The following is a 15,734-nucleotide window of genomic DNA, read 5'->3' as shown; positions in this document are numbered from 1 at the left end:
CGAGCCCGGCGCCTTCTTTTTGCGCCGTCATTGCAAGGAGCCCTTGCGACGAACATTGGCGATTAAGCAGCCGGCGCGGCACCGTATCGATCGCGCAGCTTGCGCTTGAAGATCTTGCCGGTCGACTCGCGCGGCAGCGCCGTGTGGAAGTGGATTTCCTTCGGCACCTTGAAGTTGGCCAACCGCTGCTTGAGATAGGCTTGGATCTCGGACGAGGAGAGCTGCGCATCATCTTCGAGTTCGACGCAGCCCACCAGTCGTTCGCCGAATTCGTCGTCGGGCACGCCGAACACCGCGCAGTCCCGCACGCCGTCCATGCCGATCAGCGTGTTCTCGATCTCGGCGGGATAGATGTTGACGCCGCCGGAGATGACCATGTCGCGCTTGCGATCGCACATGAAGAGATAGCCGTCCTCGTCGAGATAGCCGACGTCACCGACGCTGATCAGCCCCTCGCGGCCGGCTTCGGCCCGTGCGTCGGGGCGGCCCTGATAGTCGAAATCCGGCACCGAGGTCTGCCGCATAAAGATTTCACCGGGCACATTGACCGGACATTCCTTGCCGTCCACATCGAAAATCTTGACCACGCCCCCCTCGATGGTGCGACCGACAGTGCCCGGCTTCCTCAGCGCCTCCTCCGACGAATGCCAGATCGGCACCCCGGTTTCGGTGGAGCCGAGATATTCGTTGATCACCGGTCCCCACCACGCAATCATCGCCTGCTTCACATGGATCGGGCACGGCGCTGCGCCATGGATGATGAAGCGTAGCGACGACAGGTCGTAGCGCGACTTCACCTCGTCCGGCAGACGCAGCAGCCGCACGAACATAGTCGGCACCATATGCATGTTGGTGATGCGGTGCTTCTCGGTGAGCTGCAGCAGATCCTCGGGATCGAAACGCGGTTCGAGCACGATCGTGCTGCCATGACGGAATGCCATCAGCCCGTAGGAGCTTGGCGCCGAGTGATACATCGGCCCGTTCATCAGGATGATCTGATCCTCGTTCGGCTTCAGCCCATAGGCGATGCCGCCGACGCGCTCGGATGCCGCAGCCTGTTCCGGCGTCATGGCCGCGCGGGTCACGCCCTTGGGACGGCCCGTGGTGCCCGACGTGTAGAACATGGTCAGCGCGCGCTTGGGAACGTTCTCCATCGGCACCTGCTGCTCGCGCCAGATATCGAAGTCGGTACAGCCGGCACGCACTTCGGTCGCGGCCTCGGGAATACCATAGGCGACTGAGATTTCCGGCGGCGTGCGGACGACCAGAAGCGGCAACCCCTTTGGCAGGTTTTCCGCGATCTGCGGCAACAAGTCGGCGTGGCAGACCAGCAGCTTCGCGCCACTGTCAGCAAGAATATAGCTGACCTCTTCACCTTTCAGATGCCAGTTGATCGGGACCACACGCGCGCCGAGCGCACCTGCGCCGAACGCAGTCTCGAACAGCGCGAAATCGTTGCGCAGCATCATGCCGACCGGCGCATCGGCGCCTGCGCCGAGGCTCTTGAACCCGGTCGCCACCTTGGCGATGCGCTGCATGATGTCCGGATAGCTGATCGCCCGGTCGCCGCTGATAATCATTGTCCGCCCTTATATTGTTCTTGAATCGATCGAAGCCATCGCTGGCTTCGATCCTTGTTCTGTCGATGTGATGGTACAGATGCTCACTGGTCGTCGAGCAGTTCGCCAAAGCCTTCCCAATTCTTGCCGTTGAAACGGCGCAGCCGCAGTTGCTGGAACGAAAGATAGTCATCCTTGTCGGTATTGACCGTGACGCCCGACAGCAACAGCGGCAGCTTGACGTTCTTCATCGACGTCGCCTGACGCAGGATATTCTCCCGGCTGACGTCATCGCCGCACGCTTTCAGGATATGCGTGATGAGATGCGCATTCAGGAAGCCGGTCGCATAATTGGTGTTGCGCGGATCGGCTGACGGCAGACTCTCTTTCATGAAAGCGAAATAGGCCTTCACGTCCTCATCGTTGGCCCATGACGCGTCGTTGATGTCTTTCTGATAACTCGACGTGATCAGACCGGTGGCGTTGTCCAGACCTGCCGGTTCCAGAAAGGTGGTCGACGAAGCGGACGTGGGGACGAACATCAGGTCCGGCTTCCAGCCGATTTCCGCAACGCCCTTGATCATCTGCGACGAGAATTTGCCGACCACCGCGCCAAACAGCACATTCGCGCCGGACGATTTGAGCGCCGCAAGCTGCGACGAGATCGTCGGCGCACTGGTCTCATAGGTCGCCTCGGATACGATCATACTGGCGGCCTTGTCGCCCAGCGCACGTTTAAAGCCAGCCACATAGTCTTTGCCGAGATCGTCGTTCTGCGCGAGAATGGCGATCTTGGCATCCGGCTTGGTCTTCAACACGTGCTTGGCGTAGACAACGCCTTCCGATTCATAGGCGGCCATGCCCGGCATGGTCCACGGAAAACCTTTCGGATCCGCCCATTTGGTCGCGCCTGATAGCACGAACAGCTGCGGGATTTTCTTGCTGTTCAAATAGCGATGCACCGCGTTGTTGGTCGCGGTGCCGAGCGTCCCGAACATCATCAGAACCTCATCCTGCTCCACCAGTTTGCGGGTTTGCTCCACGGTCTTCGGCGGCGAATAGGCGTCATCGAGACTGATGAACTTGATCTTGCGCCCGTTGATGCCGCCTTCGGCGTTGAGCTTGGCAAAATAGGCTTCCTGCGCGCGGCCGATCACGCCGAAGCCCGAGAGCGGACCGCTATAGGGAAGCGTCTGCCCGATCTTGATCTCTTCCTTGCTGTTGGCCGCGGCTTGCGTCGGCGCATTCACGCAGACGGCAAAAGCGAACAGCCCAAGCGTCCTCAGCATGACTGATGTCATGATTGTCTTCTCCCCGTTATATTTTTATCGGGCCGCGCTTATGCGCGTGCCCGTCTCGCAAAGTCTCCGGTCGCTTCCGCATATTCGCGCTTCAGGCGATCCACGAGTTCTGCCACCGGGGGAGCATCAACGATCTGGCCGATACCCTGGCCGCAACCCCAGATGTCCTTCCAGGCCTTGACCTTCATGTTACCGCCGGAGCCGAAGTTCATCTTGGTCTTGTCAGCCACCGGAAGATTGTCGGGATCGAGGCCGGCGGCTGCGATGGACGGGCCGAGATAGTTGCCGTGAATACCGGTGAACAGGTTGGTGTAGACCGTGTCATGCGCGGCGAATTCGGTCAGCGCCTTCTTGTAGGCCGGGTCGGCATTGGCTTCTTCGGTCGCAATGAAGCGCGTGCCCATATAAGCGAGGTCTGCGCCGAGCGCGAGCGCCGACGCAATCCCGTAGCCGTCGGAGATTGCACCAGATACCAGCACAGTCCCCTTGAACCACTGCTTCACTTCGCGCACCAGCGCAAAGGGCGACAGCGTGCCGGCATGGCCACCCGCACCGGCGCAGACCAGGATCAGGCCATCGACGCCCTGCTCGGCTGCCTTGCGCGCATGCTTGACGTTGATAACGTCATGAAACACGACGCCGCCATAGGAATGCGCGGCCTCGACGATCTCCGAGGGCGGGCGCAACGAGGTGATGATGATCGGAACCTTGTGCTTCACACAGGTTTCCATGTCCTTCATCAACCGGTCGTTGGACGTGTGGCAGATCTGGTTCACCGCATAGGGCGCGACCTTCTTGCCGGGATTCTTCGCTTTGTATTCGCCGAGCTCATCCTCGATGCGCGTCAGCCACTGATCGAGCACTTCCACCGGCCGCGCATTCAGCGCTGGAAACGAACCGACGATACCGGCCTTGCATTGCGCAATGACGAGTTCAGGACCGGAGACGATGAACAGCGGGGAACCGAGCACAGGCAGCTCGAGGGTGCCATCGAGAGCTTTGGGGAGCGACATAGGCGTTTCCTTATATTTTTATAATCGAACTATAGGGGTTGACCGCCCGCGCGTGTTGTTCGAATTTGAACAATAAGCCTTCCGGATTTGATCACATGGACTGGGATCTCTGTCGCACCTTCAATGCCGTGGTCGACGCCGGAAGCTATCTCGGCGCGTCCAGGCAGTTGCGCACCAGCCACCCGACCGTCAGCCGCGAGGTCGCGGCGCTGGAGAAGCAACTTGGCACCAAGCTGTTTGTGCGCTCCGACGAAGGGCTGGTGCTGACGGCGCGTGGCCGGCGCTTTCATGAGAGCACCAAAGCGATGGCCGAGGCGGCGCTGAAAGCGGAAGCCGCCGCCGGCGCGTCGGGCCAGAACGCACGCGGCGTGGTCAAGGTGTCCATCGGGCCGACGCTCGCGAATTTCTGGCTGATGCCGCATATCGGCGCCTTCATCCGCCAGCATCCGCATGTCGAGATCCAGCTGGTGACGCATCCCTTCCCGGTCAGCGTGCGCAAGCGCGAGGCCGACATCGTGCTCCGGCTGTATCAGACCGGCGACGAAAATCTCACCGGGCGGAAAATTGCCAAGCTCGGCGTTGGCTTCTACGCCTCGCGCGATTACGCAGCGCGATGCCCGCTGCCCGAACAGCGGGCCGCTTGGAAGGACCACACTGTCATCGGCTTCGCCGACAAATCGTCGAATTCCGAACTCGGACGCTGGAGCGACCACATCACCAAGGACGCCACCGTCGCCATCCGCTGCTCGTCGCAGGCCGACATGCTCGCAGCGGTCCGCGCAGGGATCGGCATCTGCGTGCTGTCATGCATCGTCGGCGACGCCCATCCGGATCTGGTCCGCGTCGCACCGCAGAAGCTGGCCAGCCTCTCAGACATCTGGCTGCTGGCCCATCCGGACCTCGTCGATCAGCCGTCGGTGCGCGCCGTGCTGGAATTCATCACGGCCTGCGCGCGCGACGACCGCGCGCTGCTACGCGGCCGTTGATGTCGCACCCTTTCCGGGAAATGGCGCCGCACGACTGACATAGCGTCCCTCGCCTTTTCCGCCGACGAGCTTGCCGCCACGCGTCACGAATTTCCCGCGCAGCGTCGTTGCCACCGGCCAGCCCGTGATCTCCAGACCTTCATAAGGTGTGTAATCGGCGCCGTGATGCAGGTTCGCCTGGGTGAGCGTTGCTTGGCGCTTCGGATCCCACAGCGCGATATCGGCATCGTAGCCGATGGCGATGGAGCCCTTGCCGGTGAGGCCATAGGTCTTCGCATGATTGGTCGAGGTCAGTGCCACAAACTGGTTGAGCGTGATGCGGCCCTTGCTGACACCTTCCGAGAACAGGATCGGAAGGCGCGTCTCGACACCGGGAATGCCGTTCGGAATCCAGCGGAAGCTGGTACGCGCGTTGGGTGGTTGCTTGCCCTGCACGTCGTCATAGCGAAACGGGCAATGATCCGACGAGAACAGGGAGAATACGCCCTGCTGCAAACCTTCCCAGCATGCCTGCTGGCTGGCGAGATCGCGCGGTGGCGGCGAGCAGACATATTTCGCGCCCTCCATACCCAGATCCTTCAGATCCTCTTCGGTCAGCACGAGATATTGCGGGCAGGTCTCGCCATGGATCGTCAACCCGCGCATCTGAGCGCGGCGGATCTCTTCCATGGACTCCCGATTGGAGACATGAACCACCACCATCGACACATCGACCAGTTCCGCCAGCGAGATAGCCCGGTGCGTGGCCTCGCGCTCAACGACGATAGGCCGCGACTTGGCGTGAAAATACGGGCCGACATTGCCGTCGCGTTCGAGCTTGTCGACCAGAAAGCGGATGGCGTCGTAATTCTCCGCATGAACCTGAACCAGTGCACCGGATTCACGCGCCACGGCCAGTACCTGCAGGATCTGCAGATCGCTCAGTGCAAGGTCTTCATAGGTCATGAAGACCTTGAGCGAGGTGTATCCATCGGCGATCAAGGCTGGCAGCTCCTGCCCGAGTACCGCTTCACTGGGATCGGCGATGATCAGGTGGAAGGAATGATCGATATGGCAATTCTGATCGGCAAGCGTGTGATAATTCTTCAACGCCTCGCGGATCGGTTGGCCCTTCGCCTGCAGACAGTAAGGCATCACGAAAGTGTTGCCGCCGAAGGCTGCGGCGCGCGTGGCGCTTTCGAAATCGTCGGCCATCACGATGCCGGGGCCGGATGGTTGCGCAATATGAACGTGGCTGTCGATACCGCCGGGCAGCACCAGCAGACCGGTTGCATCGACCGTCTCGTTCGCGTCGGTCAGCGCTTCGCCGATGGCAACGATGCGGCCGTTCCTGATACCGACATCGGCTTTGTAGGTTTCGCTCGCGGTTGCAATGGTGCCATGACGAATGACGGTATCGAAAGCGGTCATGAGCAAAACCTCATCAATTCAGCAACGCAGGTTGCATACAGACAAATACTAGACTTGCTGAAACAGCGATCCCCATTGGGTGACGCGTTTGGTATCGACGCCAGCCATCTTCAGGCATTTCCAGACCACCGTGGCAATGGTGTCATAGACCGGAATGCCCGTCTCCCTTTCCAGTTTCGCCGCGGATGGTGCAACTCTCAAATTGGTGCAGATGATCGTGATAGCGTCTGGCTTTTCCTTGGCCACGTCCCGCGTCATATCCTCAAGTTGCACAACGGGCACTTCGGAGAACGAGAAATTATCCTGCAGGCCGAGATGGCGTTCACCCTGGCACGCAAAGCCCAGCTTTTCATAATTCTCCAGAATCCTGGCCTGAACGTCGTCCAGATATGGCGTCACGTACCCCAGACGCTTCACCTTTTGATGTTCAAGAATCTCATTGAGAGCCAACATCGACGTCGTCGCAGGAATCCCGGTTGCTGCGGTGATCTGCTCACACAGGCGGACATCCGCCTCAAAGCCGAGCCAGCCAGAGGATGTTCCATTCCAGCCGATGACATCGACCTTCGCATGAGCCAGCAATTCTGCGGCCCGCAGGATTTCCGAATTGTCGAATTGGGCGAGCGCCTTGTTCGACAGCGCGATCTCCGTGACCTTGAAACGCGAGAAATGCGCCGAGACTTCGGGCAATTCGCCAAGCATAGCAGTCGTGATCGGCTCCAGCGCCGTGTTCGACGAAGGCGTCAGCATTCCGAGAAGCACACGTTTGGTCATGAATGATCCAGAGTTTCGAGGGATGGTTTCGTCCGTTCAGATCGAAGCAGATCGAGAACGTGACGTTTGATTTCGTTGAACTGCGGGCTAGTGATGTCGCGTGGCCGCGGCAGGTCCAACGGGATGATTTCGCGGATACGCCCCGGACGGGCGCTCATCACGGCAACATGCGTGCCCAGCGTCAGTGCTTCGTCGATGCCATGCGTGACGAAAACGATCGTGCCCTGGTGTTCCTGCCAGATCCGGACGAGTTCATTCTGCATATCCATCCGGGTCTGCTCATCGAGCGCGCCGAACGGCTCATCCATCAGGATGACCTGCGGATTCATCAGCAATGCACGGGCGATGCCGACACGCTGATTCATGCCGCCTGACAGTTCGGACGGATAATGATTTTCAAATCCCGTGAGCCCGACCATGTCGATATAGCGCTGTGCTGTTTCGCGGCGCACGGCCTTCTGGCCACCGCGCAGCAGCAGGTGGAAGCCGACATTCTCCCAGACCGGGAGCCACGGCATCAGGTTGGCCTGCTGAAACACCACGCCGCGCTCCGAACCGGGCGCCGTGATCAATTGACCATCGACGGTGACGGTGCCGGATGACGGCTTCTCGAAGCCTGCGATCATATTGAGAAGCGTGGACTTGCCGCATCCGCTGGGGCCGAGCAGACAGAGAAACTGGTTCTTCTCCACCTTGATATTGATGTCGTCGAGAGCCGTGACATCGGCCTTGCGTTTCGCGTCCTTGAAGATTTTGGAGACACCGGAGATTTCGATCGTCGCCATGACCTAGCTCTCCCCGCTCTGGATCGTCGTGTTGCGCTGCCAGTGCAGCACGCGCGCCATCACGAGACGGATGCCGAAATCGCTGAGAAAACCGAGCAGGCCGATGCTGGCCATCGCAGCGAGGACGAGGTCATAGCGAAGGAAATAATAGGAATCCCACAGCACATAGCCAAGGCCGCTTTTCACAGCGACCATCTCCGCCGTCACCGTCAGCATCCAGGCCGAGCCGATGCCGATCCGCAGACCGGCAAAGATGCTGGGCAGTGCCGCCGGCAGCACGATGAAGCGCAACAGTTGGCGATTGCCGCCGCCGACCATGGCTCCGGCGCGGATCAGATTGCGATCGCAGGTCTTCACGCCGTGGATCGTATTGAGGAGGATCGGGAAGAAGGCGCCGAGAAACACCAGGAAGATCGCCGGCTTGTTGGCGATGCCGAACCAGATGATGGCGAGCGGAATCCACGACACCGGCGGGATCGGCCGGAGCGTCTGCAGCGTCGGCTCGATGATCACCTCGACAGTGCGGGACCACCCGATGGCGACCCCGACCGACACGGCCAGCGCCGTGGCGATGGCAAAGCCCGCGAGAACGCGCGACAGACTGGCGAGCATGTCGAACAGCCAGTGGCCGCTATAGGTCTGGGTATTGCCGTCGGTGCCGAACACCCAATCCGCCCAGGCCCAGGCCACGGTGGAAGGCGCCGGCAACAGCGCCGCCGGCAGTGCGCCGGATCGGGAAAACGCTTCCCAGCCCGCCAGGATCAGGACCGGCACGACATACCGATCCAGCCGTCTCAACATCGCGACGATTTGGCGCATCACCGGACTCAGTAACCGAGTTCGGATTTCGGCTTGCCGGTGGCTTCCTCCAGGAAGCGGTAGTCCATGTTCTTCTCGACGGCCGCCGAAACGTCGGAATTGATATATTTCAGGTCGCGCATCATCGCTGCGATGGCGAGCGCCGATGCGCGGTACATCTTCGGATCCGGATCGAGGTTTTCGACAGCGCCTGTGGCGATGGCCTTGTCGAGGCCGGTGATCTTGGAAATCACGTCGATCAGGGCACCCTTGTCCGCCGCGACGAATTCATCGACTTTCACAACCGCACGCACGGTCTCTTCGAGCTGCTTCGGCTTATCCTTGACGACATCGGATCGCGTCAGGATCAGGTTAGTGAGCTTTCCCGCCGCCTGATCGTAGGGAAGGCCAAACATCTTGGCGGCCTTGGCCTGAAGGATCTGCGTGGCGAACGGCTCCACGGTGCAAATCAGCTCGATTTCACCGCGACGCAGCGCCTGAAGGTGATCGGAGGGATTGGGAATGTTGACGAACTGCACATCCTTGTTGATGTCGATGCCCTGCTTGGCAAAGGCGCCGCGCATATGAATGTCCTGCGCGTTGCCGCGGGACGCCGCGACGCGGAATGGCTTTCCCGCTGTCTTGTAGTCAGCGATGACTTTCTTGAGCGAAGCCCAGTCATTCGGAACGATCGACAGATCATTACCGACCAACATTGCCGAACCGCCATTGACCTGCCCGGAAATGGCGACCACGTCGAAACCCTTGTCGAGCGCGATCGCATAATGAAGATAGGTCACCTGGGCGACGTCGATATTCTTCGAGACAAGCGCAGTCAGCGCATCCGTGCCTGTGTTAAATCCAACCGCATCGATCTGAACGCCCTTGGCGTATTGCGGGGTGAGTGACATCGGTGTGCAATGCGCACATTTCGCATAGCCGAGCTTGATCACCGACTCGGACTGGGCCATGGCGGCCGGGGCAATCGATGCCAAACAAAGCGCGATCAGAATGCCGAGCAGATTTTTCTTCATCGTCGCAATCTCCGGAGCGGGTGGCGGTGAATTCACGATACGTCCACCACTCAGCAAGCCTCATGCCAATCCGGATACGATATACAATCGTAAAATTATATAGTAATATCAATTACTATTAATTATTGTCATCTCGATTTCGATGCTGCATTTTTGGGCGAAGGATGTCGTTTGGAGGCAACCTCGCCACCCGAGAGACTGAACCATGAGTGAGATTGCCCCACGCGCGAAGCTTCGGACGCGCTTCAAGCCGACACGGCTGAAACTCTCCTCGGATCATTCAAAACGGCCGCTGGACCGTATGTCGCTGCACGATCAACTCGTCGCGAAGGTGCGCGAAATGATTGTCGATGGCGAACTCCAGGCCGGAGCCCCTTTGCCAGAAAAGATGTTGTGCGAAACGTTCGGCGTATCGCGCACACCCTTGCGCGAAGCATTCAAGATACTGGCCTCCGAAGGGCTGATCGAACTGCGCCCTCACCGCACCCCTGTCGTCACCCCGGTCGACAGGGAAGAAATCGCAAACAGCTTTGCGATCATGGTCGCACTGGACGGCGTTGCCGGCGCCGAGGCCGCAATGCGCGCGACGGATGAAGATATTGCCCGGCTCAGTGCGATGCACGACCAGCTTGTTACCCTTCATCGCGAAGCATCGCGCCCGGCCTATTTCAGGCTGAACCAGGACATCCATATCGAGATTACCAGGCTCGCCAAAAATCCCGTGCTCCTCAATATCTGGACGACGTTGAACGCGAATATCTATCGGGCACGGGCCACCGCCAATTATGATGCGGCACGGTGGACGGAATCCGTAAAGGAACACGAGGCTTTCATGGCTCTGCTTCGCGCGCGCGACGCGCAAGGATTTGCAGCCTCCCTCAGTGCGCATACGCGCAAGACGGGCGATGCCGTTCTTGCGACATTGAAGATTGCGACCGACGCGAAGACCTAGCAGGCCTCTATCACGACGAATAAAGCCTGGGCCCGTATCGCTGCACACCGCATAATCGCCAAGCGCCTGCAAAACGTGCTTGGGGCATGGAGCGCAATGGTCCAAACAGGGGCGAAGGACCGCTCCGCGGTTCATAGGCTGATCGATGAAGATTCTCGTTTTTGGCGGCACCGGCTTTGTCGGGCTGAATATCGCGGAAGCCCTGTTGAAGCGCGGCCATGTGGTGACCCTGTTCGACCGTTCGGGCCTGCCACCGGCGGCGCAGCTTGCCTTCGCTGACTATGGCGACAGGCTTTCGGTGATCATCGGCGATGTGCTCGACCGGACATTGATCGACAGTGTCATCACCACGGGCTTCGATGCCATTGTTCTCGGCGCTGCGATCACGGCAAGCACAGAGCGCGATGCCGCCGATCCGGAAAGCATCCTGCAAGTCAACCTGATGGCGCAAACGCCGATCCTCGCGGCAGCACGCCGCCATGGCGTCAAACGCGTGATCAATCTGTCGTCTGCCGGTGCATACGGCACGTCCGCGTTCAAATATCCCCTGCTCGATGAAGAGCTGCCCTGCGATCCCGTCTCGCTCTACGCGATCACCAAATTTGCATCGGAAAAAGTCGCCGCGCGCCTCGCCGCGCTCTGGCAGACCGATTTCATCAGCGTGCGGCTCAGCGCCGTGTTTGGACCATGGGAGCGCGCAACAGGCGTACGGGATACGCTCAGCCCGCTGATGCAGATTTTCGCGGCGCACGCAAAGCAGAGCGCCGCCATTCTGGTCCGTTCCGGCGTGCGGGACTGGATCTATGCGCCCGATGTCGCCGATGCCATGACTTTGCTGATCGAGGCGCCGAAGACGCAGCATCGCCTCTACAACATCTCAACCGCCACGCCGTGGTCAGCGCTGGAATGGGGGCAGCAATTGGCGGAATCCCATCCGGGCTTTGTTTGCCGCCTGGCCAGCACCGGCGAAACCCCAACCATCGATCTGCACAGTGACAGCGACAGGGCACCGCTATCGGTCGCGCGATTGGAGCAGGAATTCGGATGGCGCGCCAAATTCGGCTGCGCCGACTCAGCCGCGGATCTGATCGACTGGTCGGCGCGGCACAGCATAGGATGATGACATGAGACTTCAGGGGCGTACGGCAATCATCACCGGCGGAGGCTCTGGCATCGGCCAGGCCAGTGCCAGGCTGTTCGCACAGGAAGGCGCGTTTGTCGCACTGGTCGATCGCGACGAGGCCGGCCTGAAAGAAACGCTGGCGACACTGCCCAATGCAACCAAGGCGTCGATGCATCTCGGTGATGTCGGCGACGGCGATTTTGCGCAGACCGTGGTCGGGGAGATCGTCGCCCGGCGCGGTCAGCTCGACGTGTTGATGACCTCGGCTGGCTTTTCCTGCGGCGGCACCGTGGTGACTACAGCGCCAGAAGATTGGGACGCCGTGTTTCACACCAATGTCGGCGGCACCTGGCTGTGGGCGCGTGCGGCCATTCCGCAGATGCAGAAGCAGGGCAAGGGATCGATCATCACGCTGGCCTCGCAATTGGCCATTGCCGGCGGCAAGGGCAATAGCGCCTATATCGCAGCTAAAGGCGCGATCATCAGCCTGACACGCACCATGGCGGTGGATTTCGCGACTGATGGCATTCGCGTCAATGCCATCGCGCCGGGCGCGATCGACACGCCCCTGCTGCGCCGCAGTTTCGCGCGCCATGCGGACCCCGAACCCGTGCGCGACGCTTCGCGCAATCGTCACGCCATGAAGCGGTTCGGTCTGGCCGAAGAAGTCGCGCAGACCGCGCTGCATCTGGCGAGCGATGCATCCTCCTTCACCACCGGCACCGTGATGGCGGTCGACGGCGGATGGCTTGCAGCATGAACGACGCACTCTCAGCGCTGGAAGCGCAGGTCCGCGACGATCTCCACAAGATCGCCCATCCGAACATGCCGTGGCTGCAGCCGAAATCCGCGCCGGACGGCACAGCCGCGCTGGACGTGCTGATCGTCGGCGCCGGCCAGGGCGGCGTCACAGCGGCCTTTGGCCTGCTACGATCGCAGGTCACCAATATACTCGTTGTCGACAAAAGCGCCGAAGGCCGCGAAGGCCCCTGGCTCACCTACGCCCGCATGCCGACGCTGCGCAGCCCCAAACACTTCACCGGCCCCGATCTCGATATCCCCGCTCTCACCTATCAGTCATGGCACGAAGCCATGTTCGGGAAGGATCACTGGCAGGCGCTCGATCGCATCCCGCGCGGACACTGGGCGGACTATCTGCTGTGGTTCAGGCGCATCACCGGCGTGCCTGTACGCAATGGCTGCGAAATCCTGGACATTGGACCTGCCGCGAACGGCTTGCTTGCAGCAACCGTACAAGGCGTCGACGGCATCGAAATCATCCATGCGCGCAAGGTGCTGCTGGCGACCGGACAGGAAGGCATGGGCAACTGGATGATCCCGGGGCAACTCCAGCACCTGCCATCGTCGCTTTGCGTGAATGCATCCGCGGATATCGATTTCGAAGCCCTGCGTGGCAAGACCGTCGCCGTGATCGGCGCCGGCGCATCCGCCTTCGACAATGCGGCAACCGCGCTCGAAGCCGGCGCTGAGGTGCACCTGTTGTGCCGCCGCGCGGAAATCCAGATCGTGCAGCCCTACCACTGGCTAACCTTCCGCGGGTTGCTGCGTCACTTCAGCGAACTCGACGATGCCTGGCGCTGGCGCTTCATGCGCCGGCTCATGGATTTGCGCGAAGGCTTCCCACAGCCGACCTGGGATCGCTGTGCACGGCATGCCGGCTTCCATCTCCACGAAAACGCGCCCGTTCAGTCGGCACAAAAAATAGGCAACCAAGTTACATTGCAGACGCCACAGGGTACCTTCACCGCAGACTTCGTGATCTGCGGAACCGGAATCGACATGGATTTCGCAGGCCGTCGTGAGCTACAGAGCTGCGCCGGCAATATCGCGATCTGGTCTGATCGCTACCAGCCGCCGGATACCGAGTTCAGCCCGCGCCTCGGCCGTTTTCCATATCTCGGCGATGATTACGCGCTGATGGAACGCGTTCCCGGCACCACGCCGTGGATCGCCGACATCCATCTTTTCGCAATTGCGTCCACCATGAGCTTCGGTCCGTCGGGGTCATCGATCAATGCGATGACCACCGCGATCCCGAAACTGGTGCATGGTCTGACGCGCGGCTTGTTCCGCGCGGATATCGAGCGATACTGGACCGCGTTCGAGGCCTACGACGTTCCACAAGTGACCATTGCAAGGGCGACGGAAGCTGCGGCAAAAAGCTAAAGGACCAAATTATCCCGACGGGGAAAGTTCTCCGCTTGGCACCTATCGACCATCGTTTGGCGCGTTCCTTGCTTCAGTGGATGAGTCGCTCGACAGGTCAGGCACTGACGAGTCCGTTCAGAGTTTCCGTCGAATTCAGAGGATAGGGTTATGGGACTGATCTATTCCAAGCAGATGCTCGGCGCCGCCGCAGCGCTGGCATTTTTCACCGCTGCCGTTCCTGCCAAGGCGCAGACCCGCGCCGAGACGCTGCGTTACGTGACCGGCGCCGCCGTCAACACGCTCGATCCCAATATTCCCGGCTCGACCCGCGAAGCCTTCGCCGTCAGCCTCTCGACCTATGACCGTCTCGTCTCGTTCGGCCGCAAGCAGCTGAATGGCAAATGGGTGTTCGATCTCGACACGATCCGCGGCGAACTCGCAGAGTCCTACTCTGTCAGCCCGGATGGCCTGAAGATCACCTTCAAGCTGCGCAACGACGCGAAATTCCAGGACGGCTCGCCGGTCACGGCCGAGGACGTGAAGTGGTCGCTCGACCGCGCCGTCACCGCCAAGATCCTTGGCAAGGCGCAGCTGCTGACCGGATCGCTTACCGATGCCAGCCAGTTCAAGGTGATCGATCCCACGACATTCGAAGTAACACTGCCGCAGCCGGACAAACTGGCGCTGCCGAACCTCGCCACGGTCTATCCGATCATCATCAATTCGAAACTCGCCAAGGCCCACGCCACCGAAGAAGATCCGTGGGCACAGGCTTGGCTGAAGGAAAACACCGCCGGGTCCGGCGCCTATATCGTCGAGACCTTCAAGCCCGGCGAGCAGGTCATCCTCAAGCGTAATGACGCATGGAATCGTGCCGCCGGCGACAAGCAGGCCTTCTTCAAGCGCCTGATCATCCAGTCGGTGCCGGAGCCGGCAACGCGCGCCAACCTGGTTGAAAAGGGTGACGCCGATATCGTCATCGATCTGCAGGCCAGCGACGCGCAGGCGTTAGAGGCCAAGGGCAAGCTGCAGGTGATCTCGACGCCGCAGTATAACGCCATCACCTTCATCTCGATGAACAACCAGATGCCGCCCTTCGACAAGCCGGACGTGCGCCGTGCCGTGGCCTATGCGCTGCCTTATGACGACATGTTCAAGGCGGCACTCTTCAGCCGCGGTGATTTGCTGGCCGGCGCTACATGGGCCGATGGCAAGCCGCCGAGCGGTGCATTTCCGATCAAGCAGCCGATCAAGCTCGACCTCGAAAAGGCCAAGGCCTATCTGAAGGCCGCAGGCTATCCGGACGGTTTCTCGACCACGTTCAGCTTCAATGTCGGCCAGTCGGCGACGGCTGAGCCGATGGCTGCGCTGCTGAAGGAATCGCTCGCCAAGATCGGCATCAAGGTCGATATCCAGAAGCTGCCGGACGCACAGATGTCGACGCAGATCACCGAGAAGAAGCTGCCCTTCTTCACCGAAGGCATCGTTGCCTGGCTGCCGTCGACCGACTACTTCTACCGCAACTTCTACACTGGCAACCAGCGCTGGAACTACAGCTCTATCGACAATGCCGAGCTGACCGCGGTCGCGCAAAAGGCTCGTTTCGAGGCTGACAAGGCCAAGTACGAAGCCGACGGCAAGGTGCTGAACGCGATGAACTTCGACCTGATGCCCCAGATTCCGTTGTGGCAGCCGAGCCAGGACGCGGTGATGGCCTCGAACCTGACGGGCTACACCTATCAGTTCCATCGCCAGGTCGATTACCGCGACCTCAGCCGGAAGTGATCATCCGAGCACCATGCGAGCGAATCCCGAAGCGCCCCTCAGCGG

14 protein-coding genes are annotated in these 15,734 nt (G+C 60.5%); 6 read left to right on the top strand and 8 right to left on the bottom strand.

Annotation, left to right across the window (positions count from 1 at the left end):
* Positions 1-62: 62 nt before the first annotated feature.
* The 3 genes from HP556_RS19325 to HP556_RS19315 form a co-directional block, all read right to left on the bottom strand.
* Positions 63-1,580, bottom strand: a complete 1,518-nt coding sequence (locus HP556_RS19325; protein WP_175368177.1) for an acyl-CoA synthetase — start codon at positions 1,578-1,580, stop codon at positions 63-65.
* An 83-nt stretch (positions 1,581-1,663) separates the two neighbouring features.
* Positions 1,664-2,848, bottom strand: coding sequence for an ABC transporter substrate-binding protein (locus HP556_RS19320; RefSeq protein WP_420878682.1), 1,185 nt, complete (start codon positions 2,846-2,848; stop codon positions 1,664-1,666).
* Positions 2,849-2,898: 50 nt separating this feature from the next.
* Positions 2,899-3,873 (bottom strand): NAD(P)H-dependent flavin oxidoreductase, encoded by a 975-nt coding sequence (locus HP556_RS19315; RefSeq protein ID WP_175368175.1) that lies wholly within the window; start codon positions 3,871-3,873, stop codon positions 2,899-2,901.
* A gap of 95 nt (positions 3,874-3,968) precedes the next feature.
* Between HP556_RS19315 and HP556_RS19310 the strand changes: the two genes are divergently transcribed.
* The gene (locus HP556_RS19310; RefSeq protein ID WP_175368174.1) at positions 3,969-4,859 is read left to right on the top strand and encodes a LysR family transcriptional regulator; all 891 of its coding nucleotides are present in this window, start codon (positions 3,969-3,971) and stop codon (positions 4,857-4,859) included.
* Here the strand turns inward: HP556_RS19310 and hydA are convergent.
* Genes hydA through HP556_RS19285 form a run of 5 tightly spaced genes read right to left on the bottom strand, consistent with a single transcriptional unit; the run spans position 4,845 to position 9,660 of the window.
* On the bottom strand, positions 4,845-6,269 hold the full coding sequence (gene hydA, locus HP556_RS19305) for a dihydropyrimidinase (RefSeq protein ID WP_175368173.1): 1,425 nt from the start codon (positions 6,267-6,269) through the stop codon (positions 4,845-4,847). The genes HP556_RS19310 and hydA overlap by 15 nt on opposite strands.
* A gap of 48 nt (positions 6,270-6,317) precedes the next feature.
* Positions 6,318-7,043: a maleate cis-trans isomerase family protein gene (locus tag HP556_RS19300; protein WP_175368172.1), complete on the bottom strand. Its 726-nt coding sequence runs from the start codon at positions 7,041-7,043 to the stop codon at positions 6,318-6,320.
* Positions 7,040-7,828, bottom strand: coding sequence for an ABC transporter ATP-binding protein (locus tag HP556_RS19295; protein ID WP_175368171.1), 789 nt, complete (start codon positions 7,826-7,828; stop codon positions 7,040-7,042). Before HP556_RS19295 ends, HP556_RS19300 begins: the two co-directional genes overlap by 4 nt.
* A gap of 3 nt (positions 7,829-7,831) precedes the next feature.
* Complete coding sequence (locus HP556_RS19290) at positions 7,832-8,647, bottom strand: ABC transporter permease (RefSeq protein WP_175368170.1); 816 nt, start codon at positions 8,645-8,647, stop codon at positions 7,832-7,834.
* A gap of 8 nt (positions 8,648-8,655) precedes the next feature.
* Complete coding sequence (locus tag HP556_RS19285) at positions 8,656-9,660, bottom strand: ABC transporter substrate-binding protein (RefSeq protein WP_175368169.1); 1,005 nt, start codon at positions 9,658-9,660, stop codon at positions 8,656-8,658.
* A gap of 205 nt (positions 9,661-9,865) precedes the next feature.
* On the opposite strand from HP556_RS19285, the gene HP556_RS19280 reads away from it, so the two are divergent.
* The 5 genes from HP556_RS19280 (at position 9,866) to HP556_RS19260 (ending at position 15,689) form a co-directional block, all read left to right on the top strand.
* Positions 9,866-10,612: a GntR family transcriptional regulator gene (locus HP556_RS19280; RefSeq protein ID WP_175368168.1), complete on the top strand. Its 747-nt coding sequence runs from the start codon at positions 9,866-9,868 to the stop codon at positions 10,610-10,612.
* A gap of 145 nt (positions 10,613-10,757) precedes the next feature.
* Positions 10,758-11,732: an NAD-dependent epimerase/dehydratase family protein gene (locus HP556_RS19275; RefSeq protein ID WP_175368167.1), complete on the top strand. Its 975-nt coding sequence runs from the start codon at positions 10,758-10,760 to the stop codon at positions 11,730-11,732.
* A gap of 4 nt (positions 11,733-11,736) precedes the next feature.
* Complete coding sequence (locus tag HP556_RS19270; RefSeq protein ID WP_175368166.1) at positions 11,737-12,495, top strand: SDR family oxidoreductase; 759 nt, start codon at positions 11,737-11,739, stop codon at positions 12,493-12,495.
* Positions 12,492-13,922, top strand: coding sequence for an NAD(P)-binding domain-containing protein (locus tag HP556_RS19265; RefSeq protein ID WP_175368165.1), 1,431 nt, complete (start codon positions 12,492-12,494; stop codon positions 13,920-13,922). The genes HP556_RS19270 and HP556_RS19265 overlap by 4 nt, the downstream gene beginning before the upstream one ends.
* Positions 13,923-14,072: 150 nt before the next feature.
* Positions 14,073-15,689: an ABC transporter substrate-binding protein gene (locus tag HP556_RS19260; RefSeq protein WP_175368164.1), complete on the top strand. Its 1,617-nt coding sequence runs from the start codon at positions 14,073-14,075 to the stop codon at positions 15,687-15,689.
* Positions 15,690-15,734 lie beyond the last annotated feature (45 nt).

It is taken from the genome of Tardiphaga robiniae (genome assembly GCF_013359755.1).
GTDB classification, from domain to species: Bacteria; Pseudomonadota; Alphaproteobacteria; order Rhizobiales; family Xanthobacteraceae; genus Tardiphaga; species Tardiphaga robiniae.
The sequence above is the reverse complement of the archived record's forward strand: the minus strand, read 5'-3'. Positions and strand labels throughout refer to the sequence as shown.